General features: G+C 55.6%; 24 protein-coding genes. 10 read left to right on the top strand and 14 right to left on the bottom strand.

Annotated elements, in window-relative coordinates:
- Positions 1–128: 128 nt before the first annotated feature.
- Positions 129–647, bottom strand: coding sequence for a hypothetical protein (locus AC07RZ_RS22840; protein ID WP_494669699.1), 519 nt, complete (start codon positions 645–647; stop codon positions 129–131).
- 81 nt (positions 648–728) lie between these two features.
- Here AC07RZ_RS22840 and AC07RZ_RS22835 point away from each other — a divergent pair, with 81 nt between their 5' ends.
- Positions 729–1967, top strand: coding sequence for a type 1 glutamine amidotransferase domain-containing protein (locus AC07RZ_RS22835; RefSeq protein WP_494669698.1), 1239 nt, complete (start codon positions 729–731; stop codon positions 1965–1967).
- A gap of 751 nt (positions 1968–2718) precedes the next feature.
- Here the strand turns inward: AC07RZ_RS22835 and AC07RZ_RS22830 are convergent.
- From AC07RZ_RS22830 to AC07RZ_RS22805, 6 genes are all read right to left on the bottom strand, one after another.
- Positions 2719–3348 carry a type VI secretion system amidase effector protein Tae4 gene (locus AC07RZ_RS22830; protein WP_494669697.1) on the bottom strand — a complete coding sequence of 210 codons (630 nt, stop codon included), beginning with the start codon at positions 3346–3348 and terminating at the stop codon, positions 2719–2721.
- Positions 3348–3929 carry a PAAR domain-containing protein gene (locus AC07RZ_RS22825; protein ID WP_494669696.1) on the bottom strand — a complete coding sequence of 194 codons (582 nt, stop codon included), beginning with the start codon at positions 3927–3929 and terminating at the stop codon, positions 3348–3350. Before AC07RZ_RS22825 ends, AC07RZ_RS22830 begins: the two co-directional genes overlap by 1 nt.
- Before the next feature lie 237 nt (positions 3930–4166).
- Positions 4167–4523 carry a hypothetical protein gene (locus AC07RZ_RS22820; protein ID WP_494669695.1) on the bottom strand — a complete coding sequence of 119 codons (357 nt, stop codon included), beginning with the start codon at positions 4521–4523 and terminating at the stop codon, positions 4167–4169.
- A gap of 212 nt (positions 4524–4735) precedes the next feature.
- Positions 4736–5116, bottom strand: a complete 381-nt coding sequence (locus AC07RZ_RS22815) for an Hsp20/alpha crystallin family protein (protein WP_494669694.1) — start codon at positions 5114–5116, stop codon at positions 4736–4738.
- A gap of 38 nt (positions 5117–5154) precedes the next feature.
- Entirely contained in the window at positions 5155–5616 is a 462-nt protein-coding gene (locus tag AC07RZ_RS22810; protein WP_494669693.1) for an Hsp20/alpha crystallin family protein, read from the bottom strand.
- 534 nt (positions 5617–6150) lie between these two features.
- On the bottom strand, positions 6151–6354 hold the full coding sequence (locus tag AC07RZ_RS22805; RefSeq protein ID WP_494669692.1) for a site-specific integrase: 204 nt from the start codon (positions 6352–6354) through the stop codon (positions 6151–6153).
- A gap of 442 nt (positions 6355–6796) precedes the next feature.
- On the opposite strand from AC07RZ_RS22805, the gene AC07RZ_RS22800 reads away from it, so the two are divergent.
- Both AC07RZ_RS22800 and AC07RZ_RS22795 read left to right on the top strand, forming a co-directional pair.
- Positions 6797–7288 (top strand): hypothetical protein, encoded by a 492-nt coding sequence (locus AC07RZ_RS22800; protein ID WP_494669691.1) that lies wholly within the window; start codon positions 6797–6799, stop codon positions 7286–7288.
- Entirely contained in the window at positions 7230–7991 is a 762-nt protein-coding gene (locus AC07RZ_RS22795; RefSeq protein WP_494669690.1) for a hypothetical protein, read from the top strand. The genes AC07RZ_RS22800 and AC07RZ_RS22795 overlap by 59 nt, the downstream gene beginning before the upstream one ends.
- Positions 7992–8459: 468 nt before the next feature.
- Here the strand turns inward: AC07RZ_RS22795 and AC07RZ_RS22790 are convergent, their stop codons facing one another.
- The gene (locus AC07RZ_RS22790) at positions 8460–8699 is read right to left on the bottom strand and encodes a hypothetical protein (protein ID WP_494669689.1); all 240 of its coding nucleotides are present in this window, start codon (positions 8697–8699) and stop codon (positions 8460–8462) included.
- Here AC07RZ_RS22790 and AC07RZ_RS22785 point away from each other — a divergent pair.
- Positions 8698–9666, top strand: a complete 969-nt coding sequence (locus AC07RZ_RS22785) for a hypothetical protein (RefSeq protein ID WP_494669688.1) — start codon at positions 8698–8700, stop codon at positions 9664–9666. The two genes, AC07RZ_RS22790 and AC07RZ_RS22785, sit on opposite strands and share 2 nt — an antisense overlap.
- A 188-nt stretch (positions 9667–9854) precedes the next feature.
- On the opposite strand, the gene AC07RZ_RS22780 is transcribed toward AC07RZ_RS22785, so the two are convergent.
- Together AC07RZ_RS22780 and AC07RZ_RS22775 are read right to left on the bottom strand one after the other, a co-directional pair.
- The gene (locus tag AC07RZ_RS22780; RefSeq protein WP_144741936.1) at positions 9855–10637 is read right to left on the bottom strand and encodes a class I SAM-dependent methyltransferase; all 783 of its coding nucleotides are present in this window, start codon (positions 10635–10637) and stop codon (positions 9855–9857) included.
- A gap of 108 nt (positions 10638–10745) precedes the next feature.
- Positions 10746–11651, bottom strand: a complete 906-nt coding sequence (locus AC07RZ_RS22775) for an AraC family transcriptional regulator (RefSeq protein ID WP_494669701.1) — start codon at positions 11649–11651, stop codon at positions 10746–10748.
- 250 nt (positions 11652–11901) lie between these two features.
- Here AC07RZ_RS22775 and AC07RZ_RS22770 point away from each other — a divergent pair, with 250 nt between their 5' ends.
- Positions 11902–12723: an oxidoreductase gene (locus AC07RZ_RS22770; RefSeq protein WP_494669687.1), complete on the top strand. Its 822-nt coding sequence runs from the start codon at positions 11902–11904 to the stop codon at positions 12721–12723.
- 85 nt (positions 12724–12808) lie between these two features.
- Here AC07RZ_RS22770 and AC07RZ_RS22765 read toward each other — a convergent pair whose 3' ends face one another.
- Both AC07RZ_RS22765 and AC07RZ_RS22760 read right to left on the bottom strand, forming a co-directional pair.
- Positions 12809–13117, bottom strand: a complete 309-nt coding sequence (locus AC07RZ_RS22765; protein WP_144742026.1) for a panthothenate synthetase — start codon at positions 13115–13117, stop codon at positions 12809–12811.
- 269 nt (positions 13118–13386) lie between these two features.
- Positions 13387–13809 (bottom strand): MarR family winged helix-turn-helix transcriptional regulator, encoded by a 423-nt coding sequence (locus tag AC07RZ_RS22760; protein ID WP_494669686.1) that lies wholly within the window; start codon positions 13807–13809, stop codon positions 13387–13389.
- A 95-nt stretch (positions 13810–13904) separates the two neighbouring features.
- Here AC07RZ_RS22760 and AC07RZ_RS22755 point away from each other — a divergent pair, with 95 nt between their 5' ends.
- On the top strand, positions 13905–15044 hold the full coding sequence (locus tag AC07RZ_RS22755; protein ID WP_494669685.1) for an FAD-dependent oxidoreductase: 1140 nt from the start codon (positions 13905–13907) through the stop codon (positions 15042–15044).
- A gap of 2 nt (positions 15045–15046) precedes the next feature.
- Here AC07RZ_RS22755 and AC07RZ_RS22750 read toward each other — a convergent pair whose 3' ends face one another.
- Entirely contained in the window at positions 15047–16285 is a 1239-nt protein-coding gene (locus AC07RZ_RS22750) for a hypothetical protein (protein ID WP_494669684.1), read from the bottom strand.
- 134 nt (positions 16286–16419) lie between these two features.
- Between AC07RZ_RS22750 and AC07RZ_RS22745 the strand changes: the two genes are divergently transcribed.
- From AC07RZ_RS22745 to AC07RZ_RS22735, 3 genes are all read left to right on the top strand, one after another.
- A complete protein-coding gene (locus AC07RZ_RS22745; RefSeq protein WP_494669683.1) occupies positions 16420–18132 on the top strand; it encodes a tannase/feruloyl esterase family alpha/beta hydrolase in 1713 nt (570 codons plus the stop codon).
- Between the two features lie 199 nt (positions 18133–18331).
- On the top strand, positions 18332–19195 hold the full coding sequence (locus AC07RZ_RS22740) for an alpha/beta hydrolase (RefSeq protein WP_494669682.1): 864 nt from the start codon (positions 18332–18334) through the stop codon (positions 19193–19195).
- A 276-nt stretch (positions 19196–19471) separates the two neighbouring features.
- Positions 19472–19747: a hypothetical protein gene (locus tag AC07RZ_RS22735; protein ID WP_144741924.1), complete on the top strand. Its 276-nt coding sequence runs from the start codon at positions 19472–19474 to the stop codon at positions 19745–19747.
- Positions 19748–19910: 163 nt separating this feature from the next.
- Here the strand turns inward: AC07RZ_RS22735 and AC07RZ_RS22730 are convergent, their stop codons facing one another.
- Entirely contained in the window at positions 19911–21077 is a 1167-nt protein-coding gene (locus AC07RZ_RS22730; RefSeq protein WP_494669681.1) for an ABC transporter substrate-binding protein, read from the bottom strand.
- 700 nt (positions 21078–21777) lie between these two features.
- Here AC07RZ_RS22730 and AC07RZ_RS22725 point away from each other — a divergent pair.
- Complete coding sequence (locus AC07RZ_RS22725; protein ID WP_014004678.1) at positions 21778–22269, top strand: Hcp family type VI secretion system effector; 492 nt, start codon at positions 21778–21780, stop codon at positions 22267–22269.
- Positions 22270–22295: the final 26 nt, after the last annotated feature.

Raw genomic sequence — 22295 nt, 5'->3', positions numbered from 1 at the left:
AAATACAAAACGCCCGATGCGGTGCATCGGGCGTCTCTGTTGCAATAAAACCTGTCAACCTATTTTAGGACTGGACAATTTTGTGGGACTCACTTTCTCTCCTCGACGTTTTCTGACGTAATGTTCGGTCATGGTAATGCTTGTGTGGCCAAGCTGCTTTTGTGCCTGTCGAATATCTCCAGAGCTATGGTCGCCAGCTCGATCACGCCTTGGCGTTCCGTACTTGCCGGTGGGTTCGTAAAATTGGCATCGCCGAACGAAAGAGACGTGGCGGAAATCGTCGTAAATACGGTATCGGCGGCCAGCAGCATCATCGACTGCGTGGACTTTTGCAGGATAGGATCCGGCTGGCTATAGACGCCCAGCAGCACGCCATTACTGAGCCAATAGCCAATACCGCGCACGGTATAGGTGCCGCTACCATCGTCGCGGATAGTGACGTGCATGGTATCGGGCACCACCACCTCGCCGGAAATGGTCGACAGGCGTTTGAACTCGCCAGGCAGCGCGGTCATGTCTTCATTGGCCGTAAAGACCGCTGCAGTGATGCCAACCTCGGCGATCTTGAGCGGCGCCGTGCCGTTGTGTTCGGCGTTGACTAGGGCGGCACGGCCCGCCTTGGTGGTGATGATTTGGAGTCCAGGCATAGGTCAGCTAGGTAATGGTTCGGTCAAATTGAGACGGGCATAGATCACAGGGCGCACGGCGGTCACGACAGCAATGGCCGCTTGCGTCTCGATCCCCTGGGTAAACGTAAAGTGGCTACGCACAGGCTTTGTCCTGGTGACCTCGGCAATCACATCGTCCACAAACTCGGCAGTGGCGGACTGACCGCCGGCGCCGGTCAGGGTCATGACCAGGTCAAACGTATGCGGCTCAAGTCAGGACAGCCGATGTTTATGGCTGCGATTACCGATTTCCGCCCGGGCTGCGAACCCCAAGTAGGTTCAGGCTTCGTAATTGTCACTGCCGCAGCGGAGGGCGGCCTGGTCAACAAAAGCCTCTTGGCTGCTCATCTGCCCCTTGACATTGAAGTTAGCTTTAAACTTATAGTTGATCGTGCTGTGTTTAGCGGACATGGCGGGCCATCGTCACTCGGATTATCAGTCTGCCTGGCTGACGATGGCAGATGGCCAAGTACGCTCAACCATTTGAAGGGTGATCCCATGTCTATTTTCAAGAAGCTTCTCCTTGCTATCATGCCGATACTGTTTGTGAAGATTGTTTCTGCTGAACCGGCGTCACAAATGCAAGATCCGTTCATTAGCACTAAAAAAGTGCTGGTGGTCATGACCAATCATTCCCAATATCCGACAAGAAGCGACCATACAGGGCTCTGGCTCACGGAACTGACGCACGTGTATGACGTGTTAAAGGAAGCCGGGTATGGTGTTGACTTCGTAAGCCCAAGCGGTGGGATAGTACCGCTAGATGAACGAAGCCAAGGATGGCTGTATGTTGATGACGCAGCAAAAAGCCACCTGAAAGATCCAGCTTTCATGGCATCTCTACAATCGACAAAAGCCGCTGCCGACATTGATCCTGCTGCCTATCGAGCTATTTTCTACACGGGTGGACATGGAACGATGTGGGATTTCAAGGGCAACAAAGACCTCAAACGAATTGCTGAGAGTATCTACCGCGACGGCGGCATCGTTTCTTCAGTTTGTCATGGCGCCGCTGGCCTACTGGATCTCCAAGACGATAACGGCAAGCCACTGATAGAAGGACGTCATATGACGGGGTTTTCCAATATGGAGGAATCGCTTTCTGGCGTTAAGGATCAAGTTCCTTACCTTCTGCAAAGTGAGGTAGAGAGCAAAGGGGCGCTCTACGAAAAAGGTTTTATCCCGTTTAGCAGCTTCGTTATTACAGATGGCCGCATCGTCACTGGTCAGAATCCCGGATCAAGCAAAGAAGTGGCACAAGCTCTTCTCAAGGCTCTCCAGAATAACAAGCCACAATAAATTAGGGACGAAAAACATCGCTCCAGCAATTCGATTTGCCACTTCAAGCGCCGAACTAAATGCGCCGTAGAATGCTTCCGTTTGCCCCTCCTCGATTGCGGCGCGCAAGGCAACACGGACAGCATCGCCATATCGCTCCATCTGCATAGATGTAAGGTGATCGTCGCTGTACCTGGGCCACGCTTGTAATGGTCGTATCGCGCTCCGCACAAAATCAGGATTGCCAAATGCTGTAGACATAAAATGCCTATCTCCACCTAGGCCAGAATAATCACCCTCCCTATGCAATATAGAATCTGCATCCGACATTGCCTGACGAATCAGTTCTTGTATAAGCGCATGGGCGCCCGACTCATAGAGTCGATGTTTTTGAACCTCTTCAAGAATTCGGATAAGCAAAAAGGATCAGTCTGTATGCTCAATGTCATTGACTTTGGACTCCACTAAATTATTTGCTGATGGTATGCGTATGCTGTCCAGGTGATAGCGAAAATAAGCAGAAGTGAAGCAACAAGTGCAACGGTTTTTGGTTTGCTACCCACATTGCTTGTAGGCCGTCCAAATGCCCAGACTGCGAACGCTCCCCAAAATATCGGTATCGCCAGATATGCGATCATAGACGCACCTCTAAACCAAGCTGGACAGGCTTCGCGGCAGAGGTAGACATTAAGAGATAACTCGGTCACGCGGGGAATCATGTCGATCAAAAAACCAAACAAGAAACCGGCAACGAAAACTAAAATTTTCCGGATCACTTCATCTCCCAAAATAAAATTTTCTTTGCTTTTCTCAGATCTGAATAGACTGGTATCCATGGCGCCTGGATGCCAAGCCGCCAGCGCATCACGTTTTCCATTGTCCCCATCGCGCCATTGTTCGTTAGCCGTGAACCGTTCCAAAGATCGATATGCCCTCCAGAGGCAGATTCTGCCGCTTCGCCATCTCTCGTCCAGTAGCCGCCGAAAAATATGATGCCGGTTTTCCCTTTGATTTTGTTTTCAAAATCGGATCCGGTAATGTCTTGAGGCTTGTCGGGCAGGCCGGCAAACGGTTTCATGCTCAGCCATCGCGCCAGCTCGTCAGCTCGGGTAGCTGTGGCCTTGCCGTCAAGCAGAATGCGACCGATGCTTTTTTTCCCAGCGTCTGGTTTAACAACATTCTGAGAAAATGATTTCATATCGATGCCGGCCTTGTGCAAGGTGGCGCTCATGCGGATTGCGCATTGATTTTCGTATTCCCTGTTTGGATCGTCATAAGGATTCCCCCTGATATAGTTATCCCACAACTGGGCAAACGTGATCGGCTGCACTTGAAGCTTGAGGACAGATCCTAGTGTATCGTTGGTCGGAACTTTATGTCGACCTGCTGCTGGATGCGTCATTACAAACCTCTCTCCAAGGCATCATCGCCCCAAAAAATTTCGTAGCTGCCAATACCGTCGGTTGCCGTGCGAGGCAGCTCACCGTTCGCGTTCATTGTCCCGCTGATGCGTCGTCCATCTTCGGTCTCGATCAAGAACGGCAAACCGGCCAGATCGATGGCATGACCTTCTTGCGAAACATGAACTGCTTCGTCAAAGCTGCCTGCGTCGTGAATTTTCTGGATTACAGCTATGTGCTGGTCCGCGATAGCGGCGCTTGAGACATTTCCCAATGATTCGGCTTGATCGTCATAGGTCATGGTTTGATGCAGTGTCGCAACAAGCTTCGGCGGGACGGGGCATTTACAGAGAACGATATCGTTTTCTAGGGCAACCTCGCCAATGAAATTCATACGACGCGGGCCGCCGGCTTTAGCAATAATTCCCGTGCCCTTACAGGCGAGGCATGACGCCTGGTCGCCAATAAGTGCGGCCTTGTGTGCGGCGTCGCCAACGCTAAACGTACTGTTCGCGTTTGGGAGAACTACCCCTGCGGTCGTTGTCTTATCGCCCACAACGATAATTTTCGTAATGCCATGCATGCCCCTGACAGTTGCGTTTAATCAATTCTACAGAGTATGGGCAAAACGGCAAGAAAGGAAGAGTAACCCGACGCGCAATGGGTAGATTTTCGAGCCTGGGGACAGATATCGGAGGGGAAAAATTGGGTCGACCGCAACTAAATTCATGTGCTACGAATTTGCTACAGCAAATAGGAGGAGGTAGATCCGGCGCGGGGTTTCAGTCTCATTCCACGCCGTGAACTAAGTGCGCATCGGTTAGAAGCCTTTCCTCGCATCCCTCTCGGAGGAAGGTTTTTTTACCGAAACATGGTCTGCGTGATTTGGCGATGACGAAGAACCTTCAACACCGCTTAATTCTTGGATTTCTTTGAGAAGTTGCCGACACACGCGCATTTGCGGCGAGCCCGTAAGCTTATTGGCAGCATTCAGTGATCGCTCAATTTCTATCATGCGCAACAGATTCTTGTTGACGCGGTTAAGAGCGTCATACGATTCTCTTGCTAACTCTTCAAGTTCAGCAGGACCACCGCCGCCGGTCTTGGCGTACAAATCACGGATAGTCCGCAGTCGCTGCTGAATGGATTTGAATATTTCGGGAATGATCGTTGTCATGCCAACGTGCCCCAAATAAAACATAATTCGCTATCGCGTCAGCGCGCTTGCAGCGTGCCCACGCATATGAGACCAATCTTCTGTCACGGTTTCCCACCCTACCTACGAGTCCCGTTTTAATTCAGCTAATGCTTTTTATCGATTTCCCCAGAGTAGGGAAATCGACTCCGGCGCTGTGCACCGGAGCCGGACAGTTGGCCATCTACCAGAAGTTAGTCGACTTTCACCTCGATCCGGCGCGGTTTTGCCTGTTCGAGTTTGGGTACATGCAACGTGAGTACACCGTCCTTGATGGAAGCCGCGATCTGTGCCACATCAAGCTCGCGACTCAAAGTGAACGTGCGCTTATATTGATCTGCGCGTACTTCCGCATAGACTGCTTTCAAACTCTGTGGTTCGCCCAGAACGACAGTCCCTTCAATGGTCAGCATATCGGAGTCTACTCGAATCGCGAGGTTCTCCTTGGTGACGCCCGGCAAATCTGCCGTCAGCGTAATGCCGTTGTTATCCTCTATCACGTCGACAGGTGGGAATAGCGTTGCCATCTCATTACCGCTTGCCTCGCGCCGGACAATTTCTTGCTTCGTATCCATGTTAAAACCTCCTTTCTTTCCAAGTATGAAAACCCATCTTAGTTAACGTTTTGCACTTCGATACGACGTGGTTTTGACGATTCCCGCTTGGGGATAACAACTCGCAATACACCATTTCGATAGGTGGCGTTCACTTGCGCGGCATCCAGGTCCTCGGGCAAACTCACGACGCGCTTGAATGATCCGCTGAAGCGTTCACGCGCGTAAACACTGAGCTTGTCGTGTTCTTCCGGAACGTCGCTTTTACGTTCACCTGTAATGGTTAACAATCCTTTGTCGACCGATACATCGAGCTCGGCGGGATTGATCCCGGGAGCGAGGGCGTAGATTTCAACGGCTTCATCGGTGGTCCCCATGTTGATCGCTGGAAAAGCGCCACGGCGAACTGCTCGAATGCTTGAAGGCGATCCGAGCGCCCCGAACAGCTGTTCGAATTGACGTTGCAGATCGCCAAAATCGGCAAATAAATCGCCAGGAAATCTCATAGAGGATGAGTACATGATTAACAAACTCCTTTCAATTTTGTTAGCACATGGTGCGAAAGATTTGCGTTTAGTTTAAACATTGCTCCCTTTCGCCCTCCTATGGGGGACAATCCCGAAGCTTCGGCCTAGGATAATTTCTTCCCCACTGCCCCTAATATAGTAACTAGTGAAAACGGCTTCAAGACCCTCAATATGAAAGTTTTTCAGTTGAATGAGATAGCACTCACAATCTTTTTTTGCCGTCGATATTCAGTCTCATTCCACGGCGTGAACTAACGAATAGCCGGCGTGTTTGCTCCGCAAATCAAAAGGCCACCGCGCCGGTGTTGGCTCTCCGGGACTGTCTTTATTGCTGATTGCGGTGCATTTAATAGCGTAACCCGTTGATTAGTTTGAAATTTGGCGCGGACTTGTAATCAGGGGGTGGCGGGTTCAAGTCCTGCAGCCAGCACCAATATCTAAAAGGCCCACCGTCCGGTGGGCCTTTTTCTTTTGTTCCGCAAAAAGTCATTTTGTAGGTTTGACTAGCCTGCCCCTGCAGTGTCGAACTTAGTGTTTAGTCATTGTCGCGGTTGCGTGGCCTTGCTGGTCCTGTGCGGCAGAAATGCCATCAATTTCCTTCTTGTCGGTCCCTGCTTTCGCCCGCAAATCACGGAATTGGAATTCCTTTATTCCGTTTGCAAGTTCGGGGTAGGCTTTGATGGCGCTATCTCGTGCACGCGTAAATAAGCTGCGCAATGTGTTCGCGTTCATTGGATAAGCGATCAAAAAAAAGAACAATATCGAAGTGGATATCGCGGATAGGAGATCGGTTATCGGATTTATATATCCGATTCTCTAAAAACTCGCCAAGTGGCATTTCATGAGGCTTAGCGGCCAATGCCGGGCGAACAAATTTTGACCAAAAACTGAAAATGCTGACAAATTTTGGTAGCGCTAACACCAATTGCTATCTTTGAATGAGCTATTCGTCATTGGCACAGTATTTGCAAAAAATGGATCGCATGATGGAGTGTCGTGCCGAACAATATTTCGACGTCATTGAAATCAAAACCGAACGTCTGGTTTGGCGTACCCGCATAGCCGCCTGGATATGACAGAAAACGAGCCGAGAAACTTCAGCAGATTGCATATCGCGGCCAGATAGACATTCAATTTCCAATGTGATTTCCAAGATATATGAAAAGGTCAGAGCGTGAATAAGCCAGGGATCTATGGCAGCGGCAAATTTCCACTAACACTTCTTGATACAAGCGACACCATTAACGATGAGTGGCATGCCAATGCCATGACGCGTCGCAATTTCAGGTCCAGCCTTGGCGCCTTGTGCCTGGCCGGCTGTGGCAGTGGCGATATGGCGTCCGCGAGCACCGGTGTTGATTCGCCAGCTGCTGCTGTCACTCCGGCGCCAAAATCAACGCCAGCATCAAGACTGCCAGAAACCACGCCACCGGAAACGGCAACTCCTTCCGCAAACAACACATTTGTTCATCCTGGTTTGCTGCACGCGCAAGCTGATTTTGACCGCAGCGCAGGTCGCGGCTTTGGTGTGAGGTTCCGACTGTCGTCAGGTTTCTTGCCAATACCTGGCGGCGGTCAACTGCCTATTGGAATTTTTCCTGCAGAAAATGCTTGCAGGAAAACCGCGACGATTGTTAGGGAATATGTTTCAGATATCAAGAATTAAAAAGTTCGCCGCGTGTTTGTTCGGGCTTCTATTGTTTTCGCATACAACTGCGGTGCGTTGTGACGATCGGTTTTATGTTATCTGGCGAGATTTTGGATTGTCTGATGCAGCACGTCTAGTCAGTCAATATTCAGGCCGTTCGATTCGTTTAGCTCCAGAAGTGCGAGGAGTAATCAATCTTGCTTCAACCGATCCGCTTTCACCAGATGAGATTTTTTTCCAGTTCCAAAAATCACTTCGGGAGCGAGGACTGAAATTGATACACCTTGATGGCAATGAATATCAAATAGAGACGACAAATTCAAGTGCAGCAAGCGATCAGGCCGCGATTCGGCATACCCCGGAAATTGTCGCATCAGAATCGGCGGGGACACCAGCTACGTTTGCAAAATCCACTTGCAGCCTGGAAGAGCCGGTCGGCAGGCGCCGATATGTAGGTGCTGTATTTGCGTTCGAGCAACGCGCGCAGAGAGTTGCCTCGCGGCTCTGTGCGGCTGGAGCCGAAGCTATCGTCCTTGCGTCGAACGATCCAACGGATATGGGCTTTTCAGTTGTATTGCTGTACCGGGACAGTAGAGAAGGCTATCAAGCAATGATTTCTGCGGTAGAGCGGGCAGGATTAAATGATCTGATTTCCACGCCGACGTTATCTGCCGAATTTTCCATGCAGGCAGGTAGCGCGGGTGAGGTCAAAGACAAATGAAGCTGCTGCTGCTTTCCCGTTGTCCGTGACAAAGCGTCATCCTCAAAGATCGGCGGGGGAGCATGTACATTTTCTATAACTGTTCAGAACATGGAGGGCACTTTACGTCACTTTCCAGGCTAAGCGGGTTATCTCGCTTTGCCGTAAAAGCAGGCATGGTTCCTGCGGTGTGCGTGGACGCTGATGGCGATCATGCCAAGCAATACGGCGACACGTTCTTAGCCGCAAATGCCGGCGGCGAAGCCTTGGGTAAAGCTGTTTTATCGGCTGCGGCATCGCGATGCGTCTCATGTCGAAGCTTGATCGGGATCGCTGACAGATCTCCGGTATCAGCTTAAGCGGCGCGCGCGGCGATTGGTTTTCCTTCAATTTCACGGAGTTTCAGATGATTAGATTTTCCCTTCGACATGCTGCGGCACTGCTGCTCGTATTCCTCCTTTTCGGTTGCGGTGGCGGAACCGATAGCGCTCAAGGCGGCACGTCAGGAAGCACGGGCGGCGGCACGTCAGGAAGCACGGGCGGCGGCACGTCAGGAAGCACGTCAGGAAGCACGGGCGGCAGCACGGGCGGCAGCACGTCAGGAGGCACGGGCGGCAGCACGCCGGGCGGCACTTCAAATGCCGCAGCGACTACCACTTTAGTGGCCAGGCTCGGCAAACCTTCTAGGGTGCTGGTCGGGCTTGGGGCTGGCAATTCATTGGCGGACATGCAAAGCCAGAGCGTTCGCCCGGATATTGTTGATAACTATCTGGTGGGTGTCGGTGCGGGCGCGTGGCCCACTTGGAACAGTCCCGATGGAGCGTACATTACATATACTGCGCAGGCCGTCCAGGCCTATGGCGCGACCCCGATGTTCACGCTCTACCAGATGGCGCAGAACGGCGATGGCAACTTGAGCGGCATCGCCAATGCGACGTTCATGAACAGCTACTGGGGACAGGTCCGGTTAATGTATCAACGCATTGCCGCGCTCAATGCGCCTGTACTGATCAATCTGGAGCCGGATTTCTGGGGCTATGTATGGGCGCAGGCGCCGGGGCATGATCCGGCCCAGATACCAGCCGTCGTCAGCAGCCAGGCCGAATGTAGCGGATTGCCGAATACAGCCGCCGGCATCGGCCAGTGCCTGGTGCAGATGGGCAGGAAGATCGCACCTAATGCGTTGCTCGGATTCCCGCCCTCGTTCTGGTCTGGCTCCCCGGCTGAGATTGGCGCCGAAATGAAAGCGGTTGGAGCACATCAGGCGGATTTCATCGTTGCCCAGACGAGCGATCGAGACGCCGGCTGCATGGAAGTCGCATCGCCTCCAGCGGAATGCGCAGGACGAACCGGGTCGTTCTATTGGGACGAAAACAATATCGCTACACCGAATTTCCACCAATCGCAGAGCGCGATCTCGGACTATCGCACTGCGCTGAGCAATGGACTCCCGATCCTGTGGTGGCAGACGCCGATGGGCGTACCGTCCTCTACGCCAGGCGGCACCAATCAGCACTATCGCGACAACCGCGTCGACTACATGCTGCGCAACACGCAGGAATATGGCGACATCCACACCTTCGCCATCGTCTTCAGTTCAGGAGGCACCTTCCAGACCACGATCAACACTGACGGTGGACAATTTGCTCGCCTCCTGGGCCAGTATCTGGCGCAAGGTGGCGCCGCTCTGCGGTAGCGATCGGCAGTCGCCGGCAGCGCTGCAGCCAGGCACTCGCCGGTACTGAAAAGCAAAAAGCTCGCGTAACCAACGCGAGCTTTTAAACTTCCGATAGCATCCCTGCCAGGGAGCGTCTGTGGACACGCCGGCCTTCTTCGCAGTCAAAGCGCCTGGCGCCAAATGCGGCGAGGCCATCCGGCCAGGCGCTATCCGAGGTACTTCACCGCAAAAACGTAAGCGCAGTTGGTAATGAAGAGGAATGGCTTGAAGCGAGCGGGCAAGGACGCTGCAACTACTTGCCACACAGGGAGGTGCGCAGGATGTATGTCTTCCACGATCAGGTAACCGCCGCGTCTTAGTTTCGGCAGTCCGAAAATCATCGTGGCCAGGTTCGCGTTTGGCGAATGGAGGCCGTCATCGATGATCAAGTCGAACTCCATCTGCAATTCTTTGCCGAGCGCGCTGATTGTGTCCAGGTCAGTCTGGTCGATAAAGAAAGTCTCGATCCGTTCTTCGCGGAACAAGATGCGCTTATCGATATCGGCGCCGAAAATCCGCGCATTCGGCAGGAAATCGCGAAATGCACGCAGCGACGCACCCGGGCGTCCCGCACTCCCCATGTTCGACACCACGTCCTCGTTATTGGTACCCATGCCGACTTCAAGCACATTGGCGACTGCCGCGGGATTGCTCAATATCGCGCCATACAGGTGGTGATAGTTGTGCGGTTGCGCCTTGTCGCTGCCATATTGATCGAACAGGATTTTAAGCGCTGCCGCAGCTGCCTGGGCATCAGGGGTTGACGCGAACTCTTGCGCAGGTATCGCCCGCAGCTCCGTGTGCCCAAGGTCGCTGAGAAGGCGCGCCAAAAAGGGAACGGTCTGGTTTGCTGCTTGCAATACCAGTGCTGCGACTGTGTCGATCTCACCGGCTGAAGAAACTGTAAATATGGGAAGGGCATCAATAATTTGCCGGCTGTCAACTATCATTTATTATCCATTCTGGAAATTATGCTGGGGTTGATGCTCAATTTGAGGCGGGCGCTGATCTTCCACTGATGTTAGCATAAGAGAAAAGGACCCTTGAAGGCATAGCGATTAATGCGATGACACATAGATCGAAGCTGGATCGGCGTCAGGCAAGGCGAACGCCTGCTGCATTCTCGCTACTTCCTCAATCGGCGTGCTGCCGAACAGGCGTTTGAATTCGCGGCCGAATTGCGAGGCGCTTTCATAACCCACTTCGACGCAGGCGCTGGCAGCAGTCAGGCCATTTCGCGCCATCAAGAGCCGTGCCTGGTGCAGGCGTGTCGACTTCAGGTATTGCATCGGCGAAGTCGCCGTGATCTTCTTGAAATGCGAATGAAACGACGGCGCGCTCATGCCGGCTTCCTTGGCAAGTTGATCGACGTCGAGTTTCTCGTGATATGACGCGTGGATCTTTTTGATCGCTTTCGCGATTTTGCCGAATTGCCCCTCATTCGCGAGGGCTGCGCGCATTGACGCTCCCTGGTCCCCAGTCAATACGCGCAGATAGATTTCCTTCACCAGCGCCGGGCCGAGGATCTTGGCTTCCATGGGTTCGTCCATGGCTTCCAGGAAGCGCAGAACCGACGCCGACATTTTCTCGTCCATCGCAGTGGCGAACATGCCCTGAGGAATTGCATCGCCTGGCTCAGCAACTTCCATCTGCAATAACAGGCCGGCGAGCATCTTGAAATCCAGCCGGAAATAAATTGCCAGCAAGGGCTTCTTTTCACTTGCGTCCGTTTCCATCGTAAACGGCACCGGCACCGATACGGCCAGGTAGTGCTGCGCATCGTAGACGTAGGTTTGATCGCCTAGAAATCCCCTTTTCCTGCCCTGGCATACGACCACGATTCCCGGCTCATAGAGAACCGGTGTCACGCTCAGCGGGCGGTTGGAGCGAAGAAACCTCACGTCCTGCAGATACGAGAGGTTATATCCCTCGTTTGGCGCGAGTTTTGTCAGCAGGCTTACCATGCGCTGGTGCTGCTGTTTGCTGTTGGTCGTCAACACGGTCACCTGCTGTGGATTGATCAAAGACTTAAGGTTAAAACTCCAGGGCTAATAGGTTTAGGCAAGAACCGCATGTAAACCGGCATTTAGATATTTTGCGTTCGCTCATAAGATTACGTCAAGCCTGCCTGACTTGCCTGATCGATTGATTCGCGCTGTCAGAGTGTTCGCAAATAAACCGTAAAGGACTAAATCCGTGGGAAAGCCAACTGCAATGAAGTTTCTGATTACCGGCGTCAGTTCAGGGTTCGGCCGGGCATTTGCCTTGGCGGCGCTGGCCGCTGGGCACACCGTAATCGGAACGGTAAGAAGTGAATCGGCAAGGAAGGATTTTGAGGATTTGGATATCGGCCGTGCGATTGCGGTCGTGCTCGATGTGACCGATTTTTCGGCAATCGACGCCAAAGTCGCAGAAATAACTGGAAAAGTCGGGCCGATCGACGTCCTGGTCAACAATGCCGGTTACGGACATGAAGGAACGCTCGAAGAGTCGCCATTGGAAGAAATGCGCCGTCAGTTCGACGTCAATGTGTTTGGTGCGGTTGCCATGATCAAAGCCGTGCTGCCGTCCATGCGAGAGCGCCGGAGCGGCCACATCGTCAACATCACGTCGATGGGGGGCTTCATTACCATGCCGGGCATCGCCTACTATTGCGGCAGCAAGTTTGCGCTGGAAGGCATCTCGGAAACATTGGCAAAAGAAGTTGCTGGCTTCGGCGTGAAAGTAACCGCGGTCGCACCAGGCTCCTTCCGCACTGATTGGGCGGGCCGTTCAATGGTTCGCTCGCCGCGCCATATCCAGGATTACGATGCCTTGTTTGACCCTATCCGCGGCGCGCGGCAAGAAAAAAGCGGCAAGCAGCTTGGCGATCCGGCCAAGGCTGCGGAGATATTGCTGAAGATTGCCAACGCGCCTGACGCCCCTGTGCATTTATTGCTCGGCAGCGATGCGGTGGCATTGGTGCAAAATAAAATTGCAGCCATGTCAGACGAAATGAAGTCGTGGGAAAGCGTTTCGGCGTCGACGGATCACTAAGACCGGAATTTAAAAGGCCCTCAGAAATGAGGGCACTTTGATTTGCTCCGCGATTTGCCATTCAGCATCAGGATTTCCTCTGAACCTACATCGACCATTTCCTGCCCAGCTCCTCAAGCCCGGCTCTTTTCAAGTCCTCCGGCGTCATGATCACTTTTAGTTCCACATTGGCGTTAAAGGTCAGGAACCATGGTTCCGCAAGCATGGGGATTTTCGCCGGGTCGTCGATGTCGACGATCAAGAGGGCCGATCGCTGTCCACCCTGTTCGGTAAAGTAAGCCGCTTCCGGTTTTATTTCCTCCAGGATCTCGCCCATTTTATTGCCGACAGAGCCGTCCCTTATGGCCGCGTTGAACTCGGTGTTAGGAAGTTTGACATTCAAAAGCATCCGCATGATTGCCTCCTTAGAGATTTTAATTATTTGACTGCCGAAGTTTTTGATTGCCGTCCCTCGAAGGTCAATTTCCATTGTAGGTTTTCTCGTCGATTTAGCCAGCCGTCATTTCGAACGAATCCGGATGCTTCCAGAGACTGCCCGGTCTGGGGCGAGGCTAATGGCATGATTGCTTGTGCTCCGGAAAATACGCGGTGCCGCGGACGAGTGTTGAGATGCAGCAATAGTTGTCGCGATATGGAGAATGTAAAACAGTTTCGGACTGCTCCTCAACTCTCTGCTTCGCCAACCGCACGATCAAGATTGGCATTCACCCGCAGCAACAGCGCCATCAACTGATCCCGCTCCTCTTTGGTAAAACCCGCCAGGGCTTGCCGGCTGGCTGCTTCCATGACGGCTTTCCCCTTCGGCATCCGCTCAGAGGCGCCGGCAGTCAGCGAAACCAGCTGGCTGCGTTTGTCCTCAGGATTGGGAGCCCGCTGCACCAGCCCATCGCGCTCCATGCGATTCAGCAGTTGCGCCATGCTGGGCTGCTCCACCTGCGCCAGCCGCGCCAGCTCGGCCTGCGAAAGGGCGCCGCTTTTCTTGAGCGCCACCAGCACCGGCAGCTGCCCCATGGCGAACCCCAGCGCACGCAGCGGGCTGTCGACCAGCCGCATGGAAGTGCGATAGGCTTGGCCGATGAGCCTCATGGGGTTGTTCGACAGATCGGTTTTCATCGTGTTGACATTCAATAGGTGGCTATGTTTATATATAGGTACCTATCATAATTGATTTGACCCATCCTGTGAATACACAATTACGCATCGCCATAGTCGGCGCCGGCCCGGGCGGCCTGACCCTTGCCCGTATCCTCTATCTGCACGGCATCGCCGCGACGGTGTTCGAGCAGGAATCCCATCCGCTGGAACGCCCGCAGGGCGGCACCCTGGACCTGCATGAGGGGTCGGGCCTGCAGGCGCTCAGGCAGGCCGGCCTCATCGAAGAGTTCCAGGCCATCGCCCGCTATGAGGACCAGGGCTCGCGCCTGCTGGACAAGGCGGGTAACCTGCTGTTTGAAGACCAGGACGCGGCCAGCGGCAACCGTCCCGAAGTGGACCGTACCGAGCTGCGCGCCATGCTGCTGCAGGCATTGCCTGCCGCGTGCGTGCGCTGGAGCTGCGCCATGCGCGAGGTGCAGGCGCGGGACGACGGACGCTGGGACCTGGCTTTCGACCATGGCAGCGAAGGGCCGTTCGACCTGGTGGTCGGCGCCGATGGCGCGTGGTCGCGGATAAGGCCGCTGCTGTCGCCATACCGGCCGCAATACAGCGGCCTTACCTTCATCGAATGCGGCATCGACGACGTCGACCGCAGCCATCCTGCGCTATCGCAGCTGGTGGGGCGCGGCAAAATGGGCGTTGAAGCCGACGGCAAGGAAATCATCGCGCAGCGCAACGGCAATGCGCACATCCGCGCTTATGCCATCTTCCGCGTGCCGGCAGACTGGGCGGCGCGGCGGTTTGACCTTGCTGCGCCCGCGTCCATGCGTGCAGAGTTGATCAAGGAATTCGACGGCTTCGCTCCCGAGCTCCTCGACCTGTTCCGGGCCAGCAACGACAACTTCGCTATCCGTCCGATCTGCGCGCTGCCGGTGGGGCACTGCTGGCATAACCGGCGCGGCCTCACGCTGCTTGGCGACGCGGCGCATGTCATGTCGCCTTTCGGCGGCGACGGGGTAAACAACGCCATGTTCGATGCCGCCGAACTGGCGCGGTTGCTGATCGAGCGCGCCGGCTGGGCCGAGGCCGTGGCCGAATACGAGGCGCTGATGTTTGCGCGCGTTGTCGAGTCCGCCGAAGGCGCGGCGGAAGGGGCGGCAACCCAGCTGTCGCATGTCGGCCAGGCGCTGACGCTGGAAATGTACCGGAGCCACGCCGGCGGCTAGGATCAGAAATACGCCTTTGCGCCGGGCTTGAGGATCGGTTTCAACGCGCGTATCGGCATGACGAGCTGCGGCCCCAGGCACACGCCCATGGCGTGGCCGATGCCGGAAACGACAAAGGAAATCTTGTCCGGCTCGTCAAATTCGAAATCCAGGTTTTGCGGCAGCACGTCGGTGCAATCGACATCTGGCTCCACTTTGTCGCGGCTCTTCTTTGACTCCACCTTCTTGCTGATGAAGTCTGCAAGAACAGGAGCAATGTCGGACCCGTCCTTGTTCCTTATCCGGACTGGAAACAGGCGGTTGAAATCCAGGTAACCGCCGTGGATCAGGTCGAATGTAAACGGATCGTAATGGTTGTTCGGATGCGCTCCCCCGCAAAAGGTGCTTCCCGCTTCGACGATGCTCATCAGTTTTTCTGACAGGTAGCGAACTTTGATTGTCTCCGAGTCATAGTCTCCCAGGGTCCCGGAAGCAGGCCCGTCCATGGTGTAGAGCGTTGCCTTGCATTCCAGCGCCGCCAGGCTCATCTGCCAATGGCGCTGCTCAAGGATCTGGTTGATGCTCGCCAGTACCTGGGGATCGGGATGGCGGGTCAGCCGCGGATAGGCGAACTTGGTCCTCGGGTCCGTCACCATTCGGTAGCCGACGTTTTTGCGGATGATTTCAGGCCCGGGCTGCAGCGGGAATTGCATCTTCAGGTAATCGTAGGGTGCATTCTTGAGCGAGACCGCCGTGCCATATGCGATGTTGCTGCCGATGCCAGGCGTGATGGCAGCGGTAACGGCTTCCACGCCGGCCGGCCTGATGGCGTCGGGATCGTAGCGGCCGACCTGGTGCAATTCAAACGCCAGGGTTTTCTTTGTTTTGGCGTCGCTCCAGGTGCCCTGGTAAGTATCGCCATCGATTTTTCCGTGCCAGACGCTGCGCGGTTTTTTTGTGGCGGGGTCGATGAATATCGGCAGGCCGCGGTTATCGTCGCCTGCCAGCAGCTCGCCATGTTCATATCTGGGCAGTGCTTCATTGAGCGATGCGAGGGAGCCGTGCAGAGGAATGTCGACGCCATGGCGCAGATAGAAATAGCGGCCGTCATAGCCGTCGGCTTTCTTTTCAAGCTCTAGCACGACTTCGGCATTTTCCCCCAGCGCTCCTTTGAAAACGATGCGTTCGCCGGCCAGCGCGGTACCGGCGGCGGCGCAGGCCAATGTGGTGAGCATGATCAGATATTGAAAGAAGGTTTTCATTGTGGGGCCGGATAATTGGTAGAGTGGAAAAATTGCATCTCAGAATCATGTCGAAAATTCTATCTTTAAATGTTACTGTTTCCTCGTTATTGCAAAAATAATCTGTAGCCCAGACACATGAAAGGAAAACATTCATGATGGATCAAGGAAAATTCCTGAGGACATCCAATGTCCTTGGTTCTGCTTTGTTGGGGATGATGCTGCTGTCCGGCGGATGCGGCGGCGGTGGCGAGCTGCAGTTCGGCACCCCGGTCAGCTGCAGCCAGTTGAACGGCATGGCCATATCGGCGCAGGCCATCGGCTTGCCGACCAGCGGCGCGGTCGTGACCGATGCGCACACTGTGCCGCCCGCCGGCAGCGGCGTGGCGGCGACAGGCGAGTACTGCCAGGTGAAGGGCGAGATCAACCCAGTCGACCCGACCGCGCCGAAAATCAAATTCCAGCTCGATTTGCCGACCGCCTGGAACCGCAAGGCGCTGATGTTCGGCGGCGGCGGGTATAACGGCACTGTGCCCGACGTCAGCGGCAACGTCCCAGCCGGCCCGCAAGACAAGGCCAAGCCGCTGGCGCGCGGCTACGCCACCTTTGCCAGCGATTCCGGGCACCAGGCCAACCAGATGGGCAGCCGCGACGGCGCCTTCGGGCAGAACGACGAAGCCTTGCGCAATTTTGCCGGCGATGCGCTCAAGAAAACACGCGATGCGGCGCTCTACCTGATCAGGCAGTATTACGCCAGCGTGCCGCAAAAATCCTACTTCGCCGGCGGTTCGACCGGCGGCCGCGAAGCATTGGCAGTGGCGCAGCGCTGGCCGCAAGACTGGGATGGCGTGATTGCGCTGTATCCAGCCTGGGCGGCGGCCAGCCTGGACCTGCAGTTCGGCCGCATCACGCGCGCGTTTGCCATGCCGGGCGCTTATTTGAATCCGGCAAAACGCAAGACGCTGTACGACGCGGCGATGGCCAGCTGCGATGCGCTGGACGGCGTCAAGGATGGCTTGATCAGCAATATGCAGGCATGCAACAGCCTCTTCGATCCCGCCAGTGCGACGCTCAATGGCCTGCCGCTGCGCTGTGCCGGCGGTGCGGATAGCGGCGACAGCTGCCTGTCCGATGCGCAGATCGCTGCGCTGAAAACCTACAGCACGGCGATTGCGTTCAGCCAGCCTCTCGGCAGCGGAGAAACCCAGTATCCCGGCTTCAACGTGTGGGGCGCCGATCTCGGCCTGCCCGGCGATTCTGCGGCGCAGAAAACGGTAAGGCTGCTGGCCATGGGCGATAGCCAGCCGGCGCAGCCGATGCCGACCGATGCGCCGTACTGGGCGACGTTCTGGGATCAGTGGGTAAAGTATTTCGTCACGCGCAATCCGGCATTTGATTCGCTGTCGCTCGATCCCCAGAATGCGGGGCCATGGCAGGCGCGCATCGATCAGCTCACGCTCATGCAGGACATCAACAAGACCGATTTGTCGGCTTTCAATGCCAAGGGCGGAAAAATCCTGATGGCGCATGGCATGTCGGATGCGCTGGTCAGCACTCGTTCCAGCGAAGATTATTTCCGCCGCCTGCAATCGGCCATGGGCAGCGCCGCGGTGGACAGCTTTGTCCGCTATTACGAAATCCCCGGTTACGGCCATTCGTTGTCGACCGTCTTCAATGCTGCATGGGATTCGCTGACGGCGCTGGAAAATTGGGTGGAGCAGGGCAGCGCGCCGGTATCGCAGGTGGTCGCGGATACGGCCGGCATCCCGGGCCGCAGCAGGCCCTTGTGCGAGTTTCCCGCGTGGCCCAGGTACAAGGGGGCGGGCGATGTCAACCTGGCGGCGAGTTTCAGTTGCGCTACACAGTAGGGGCCCGGCTGGATGAGTCGCCAGGCGCATTGGCTTTGCCCGGGAAAGAGCCATTTTAGCCACACAAATATGGTGATTTCCAGCCGTGGCCTGCGTGGCGATGAAATTATGGAGACGACAACAAATCCGAGGATTACAATAAAGCCAAGGGGAGGATGCTGCCAGCATGGGATAAGGCCCCGTGTGGCTGCATTGGCTTATGATAACCATCAAGTACAAGAAAATGACCGGGATGGGCGGCATCGTCGCCCTCGGATGGCTGATTTTCACCACCGCGGTCGCTGTCAGCCAGCGCAAGCTGATTTTCAAGCCGGTGCGCGCCAAGGAAGTCGAGCACCCCCATAGCGTCGGACACCGCTCCCGCCTTATCGTATTGCGCAGCGCCGACGGCACCCGGCTCTCGGGATGGCTGTTGACGCCGCGCGTACCCGGCCCCCATCCAGCGGTAGTGTATTTCGGCGGCCGCTCGGAAGAAGTTTCCTGGGTGGCGCGCGACGCCTGGCGCATGTTCCCGAACATGACAGTGCTTGCCGTCAACTACCGCGGCTACGGCGATTCGGAGGGCATCCCGGGCGAGCCGAAAATGATAGAAGACGCGCAGATGCTGTTCGACTGGTTTGCCGAGCACCGCCATATCAACGCTGGACAAATCGCCGTGGTCGGGCGCAGCCTCGGTTCGGGCGTGGCGGTGCAGATCGCCGTCAGCCGGCCGGTTGCGGCGATCGTGCTGATTACTCCCTATGACTCGCTGCTGGCCCTGGCCAAGCGCCGTTTCCCGGCCGTGCCGGGGTTCGTCCTCAAGCATCGTTTCGATTCAATCAAGCATGCGCCTTTGCTGTCCGCGCCGACGCTCATCATCCGTGCCGCATCCGACGACGTGGTGCCGCCTTCCCATACCGACCTGCTGGTTGCCAAACTGGCCAAAGTGCCGCAGGACGAAACCATTCCCGGTTCCGACCACCACAACATCCCCTATCTTGATGCTACCCAGGAGCGGATTGCCAGCTTCCTTACCGCGAAATTCAGCCGGGCCGCGGCAAGCCAGGGGGCTGGCGAGCTGTAAGCGGCGCCTGTTTTCGCCTTTATTTCCGCCTTCATTTCCGCCGTCCTTGTCGATGGGCCGGAGCGCCGCCCGTACCTGACACTTTCACCAGTATTTTTTCTTTGCACATCGGACTAGCATGGGTTTCTCTGCGGCATGGCGGCAGCGATCTTGCCGAGCCTGGAGATGACCTGGTGCCGTCAATCCAGGCCTGCGTTGGAATTTTTGCAGCCTGTGACTGGGACGGTCGCAACAGTTACGGGTATCCGACCATGCGGCCATCGCAAGGGGAATATCATGACGACAGATCTGGCCGGTGGTTGGAGTCATTTTGACTATGAAATAACCGCCGCAGCACGCGCAGTATTCAAGGAAGCGCTGGAAGGCTTTACCGGCGTGGCCTACACGCCATCCGCGTTTGCCACGCAGGTGGTAGCCGGCACCAATTACTGCTTCCTGTGCACCGGCGCAGTTGTAGTCCCGGGCTCGCCGCAGTTCCCAGCCTTGTTGTATATCTTCAAGCCGCTTTCCGGCAAAGCCCACATCAGCGAAATTACAAGAATCAAGCCTTGATGGCGCATCGGCCTTAGAGATCGGGGAGGGACATGCAAAACCCCGGCAAGCGCGAGCTGCCGGGGTTTTGTTTTTGCATATCGCAGGGCGCGCTGATTGGCGGTCTTTCCCGGCGCACTTCCCTGAACCGGTAACGCTAACGGCCTTGCGTTGACTTTCCCGTTTATTCAGTCTTTTTGGTGCGCGCGATCGATCCGCTGCTTGCATCTTCCCGGTAGGCATAAGCCACCTTGCCATTGCGGATTTCGCCCATGACGATCATGTTGAGGGCGATCGCTTCATGGTCGGTCGCCGAGAACGGCTTGAAGTAGCGTGAAACGATGGTCGATGTGGTGTGCACCTGCAGGTTCTCGAGGGCGTCCTTGATCTTGGCGCCGTCTACCGTGTTGGCCTGGAATATCGCCAGCGTGATCAGGCGCAACGCATCATAGGTCTGGGCGGCGGCCACGGCGGACGGGATGCGGTTGGTCTTGTTGACGTTGCGATAGGTCAGCGAGAACTGGTTGCTGACCGAGCTCAATTCGTTTTCGATGAACGTCACCGAGCTGCGTACGCCTTCCGCGCTCTGGCCGGCCTTGTCGATGAAGGTTTGCTGCGACATGCCCCACGGCCCGACTATCGGCAGCCGCAGTTTCAGCTTGTCTGCGCTCTTGACCACCATCGCACCCTCTGGGGCGAGGCAGTACATCACGATGGCCTGGGCGCCATTGTCGCGTGCGTGCTGCAGCTGCGCTGTCATGTCCTGGTCGCCGACCTTGAATCCCTCCACCAGCACCGGCTTGATCTTGCGCCGGTCCAGCTCCGCCAGCATGCTTTGCTTGCCGAACTGGCCGTAGGGGCTTTCGTCGTGCAGCACGGCGATCTTGTCGATCTTGCGGCGGTCGATGACGTCGTTGAGGATCACGATAGGCTGCAGCGCGTCGCTGGCGGAAGTGCGGAAGATGTAGCTCACCGGGTAGGCCGGCGGCATGAAGGACTTGGTGATGGTGGCGCCGGTAGCGCCGGTGACGATCAGCGGGATCTTGGCTTCCTGGAACAGTTTCGCCGCCGGCAGGGCGACGCCGGTATTGCCGAAGCCGACCACGGCGACCACGCCATCCTTCTCGATCATTTCCTTGGCCATGGCCGAACCGACTTCCGGCTTGGCGCGGTCGTCGCGCTCGACCAGTTCGATCTTGCGGCCAAGCACGCCGCCGACCTGGTTGATGTCAGCCAGGAACACCCTGGCGCCGCCTATCATGCTCTGCCCCATGTCTTCCGAGGGGCCGGTGATCGGGCCGATGACGCCGATCTTGATGGGCGGTAGTTCGGCTTGTGCGCTTGCGCTCAATCCTGATGCTGCCAGACAAAAAATGAAACCGTACGTGCTGCGTTTTTGCATCGCTATCTCCTGGATTTAATTGCCGTTATTAGTTTCTTTTTGGAAATATACAGCAGAGCGATGAAAAACAAGGGGTTTTCAAACCTTCCAATCGAAATATAAGGTTGTCGTTTTTAACTGACCCGATCCTGTTCTCAACAAATGGCCAGCCGGATATCAGGCTGGTGACGTGTCGCGCCGGCGCGGCCGTATCGAGCTTGCCACGCCCGCTGGCGGCGTTGCACATGCTTCGCGTGTCCACTTGGATCGAGCAGGATGTTGTCAGTTTGAGATTAAATAAATTTCCAATGCATTTCTCCTTGGAAATTTCAAGAAATCAGCGCGACTCCTGGAAAAAGCCTGTCGGCAAGTGTGGCAAAATTCCCAAAAAGTTATATTTATTTCTGCATAGAAATAATTGTTATTCTGACTGGTGATACAATTGTTTGCAATCTTGCATGCTTATATGGCTGTAAGATTGCTGCACGGAATGCGTTCAACAGGTTTTCTCATGCCGCCGTTCGTAGCGCGAGGACGTCTCAGGGCCCGTCGCGCTGTGTCGTTTCTCTATCGACACACTTCCAGTTTCACGAACTTTCAGTTTCAATCCGCTTGCTTGCGGAACAACCAGCGTTATCCAAGTTTTACTTAATTCATAAGGGGTATCACCATGGCAATAGACGTTTATCTGCAAATCGACGGCATCAAAGGCGAGTCCACGGACAGCGCGCACAAAGACTGGATCGAGTGCAAATCGGTACAGTGGGAAGTGCTGCAGCCGAAGTCGGCAACTGCATCGACCGGCGGCGGCCACACAGCCGAGCGCTGCGAGCACAAGGATATCGTGCTGACCAAGATCGCCGACCTGGCTACACCGCTGCTGCTGCAAAACTGCTCTTCGGGCAAGACCATTCCGAAGGCCAAGTTCGAATTCCTGCGCGCCGACGGCAAGGGCGACCGCATCAAGTACTTCGAAATCGAACTGGTCAACCTGCTGATTTCGGATGTCACGCCATCGGTCCAGGAAGGCGACGTGCTGAGCGAGACTGTCAGCCTGAAGTACTCCCAGGTCAAATGGAAGTACACACAGCAAAAGATCGGCGGCGGTTCGGGCGGCAACACTTCCGGCGGCTGGGATCTGTCGACCAACAAGGTCGTCTGATTTTCATGCACCGATAAAAAAACCGC

This window comes from Collimonas sp. GW821-FHT07E08 (genome assembly GCF_059418905.1).
Note: the sequence above shows the minus strand (reverse complement) of the source record. Positions and strands in the feature narration are given on the sequence as shown.

Excerpts from the sequence above, each read along its gene's own strand:
- AC07RZ_RS22840 (WP_494669699.1), bottom strand. The coding sequence starts at position 647 with ATGCCTGGACTCCAAATCATCACCACCAAGGCGGGCCGTGCCGCCCTA.
- AC07RZ_RS22820 (WP_494669695.1), bottom strand. The coding sequence starts at position 4,523 with ATGACAACGATCATTCCCGAAATATTCAAATCCATTCAGCAGCGACTG.
- AC07RZ_RS22810 (WP_494669693.1), bottom strand. The coding sequence starts at position 5,616 with ATGTACTCATCCTCTATGAGATTTCCTGGCGATTTATTTGCCGATTTT.
- AC07RZ_RS22735 (WP_144741924.1), top strand. The coding sequence starts at position 19,472 with ATGACGACAGATCTGGCCGGTGGTTGGAGTCATTTTGACTATGAAATA.
- AC07RZ_RS22780 (WP_144741936.1), bottom strand. The coding sequence starts at position 10,637 with ATGATAGTTGACAGCCGGCAAATTATTGATGCCCTTCCCATATTTACA.
- AC07RZ_RS22785 (WP_494669688.1), top strand. The coding sequence starts at position 8,698 with ATGCAAAGCCAGAGCGTTCGCCCGGATATTGTTGATAACTATCTGGTG.
- AC07RZ_RS22770 (WP_494669687.1), top strand. The coding sequence starts at position 11,902 with ATGAAGTTTCTGATTACCGGCGTCAGTTCAGGGTTCGGCCGGGCATTT.
- AC07RZ_RS22740 (WP_494669682.1), top strand. The coding sequence starts at position 18,332 with ATGATAACCATCAAGTACAAGAAAATGACCGGGATGGGCGGCATCGTC.
- AC07RZ_RS22795 (WP_494669690.1), top strand. The coding sequence starts at position 7,230 with ATGCTTGCAGGAAAACCGCGACGATTGTTAGGGAATATGTTTCAGATA.
- AC07RZ_RS22725 (WP_014004678.1), top strand. The coding sequence starts at position 21,778 with ATGGCAATAGACGTTTATCTGCAAATCGACGGCATCAAAGGCGAGTCC.
- AC07RZ_RS22775 (WP_494669701.1), bottom strand. The coding sequence starts at position 11,651 with ATGGTAAGCCTGCTGACAAAACTCGCGCCAAACGAGGGATATAACCTC.
- AC07RZ_RS22830 (WP_494669697.1), bottom strand. The coding sequence starts at position 3,348 with ATGACGCATCCAGCAGCAGGTCGACATAAAGTTCCGACCAACGATACA.
- AC07RZ_RS22750 (WP_494669684.1), bottom strand. The coding sequence starts at position 16,285 with ATGAAAACCTTCTTTCAATATCTGATCATGCTCACCACATTGGCCTGC.
- AC07RZ_RS22790 (WP_494669689.1), bottom strand. The coding sequence starts at position 8,699 with ATGTCCGCCAATGAATTGCCAGCCCCAAGCCCGACCAGCACCCTAGAA.
- AC07RZ_RS22765 (WP_144742026.1), bottom strand. The coding sequence starts at position 13,117 with ATGCGGATGCTTTTGAATGTCAAACTTCCTAACACCGAGTTCAACGCG.
- AC07RZ_RS22825 (WP_494669696.1), bottom strand. The coding sequence starts at position 3,929 with ATGCATGGCATTACGAAAATTATCGTTGTGGGCGATAAGACAACGACC.
- AC07RZ_RS22745 (WP_494669683.1), top strand. The coding sequence starts at position 16,420 with ATGATGGATCAAGGAAAATTCCTGAGGACATCCAATGTCCTTGGTTCT.
- AC07RZ_RS22805 (WP_494669692.1), bottom strand. The coding sequence starts at position 6,354 with ATGAACGCGAACACATTGCGCAGCTTATTTACGCGTGCACGAGATAGC.
- AC07RZ_RS22815 (WP_494669694.1), bottom strand. The coding sequence starts at position 5,116 with ATGGATACGAAGCAAGAAATTGTCCGGCGCGAGGCAAGCGGTAATGAG.
- AC07RZ_RS22760 (WP_494669686.1), bottom strand. The coding sequence starts at position 13,809 with ATGAGGCTCATCGGCCAAGCCTATCGCACTTCCATGCGGCTGGTCGAC.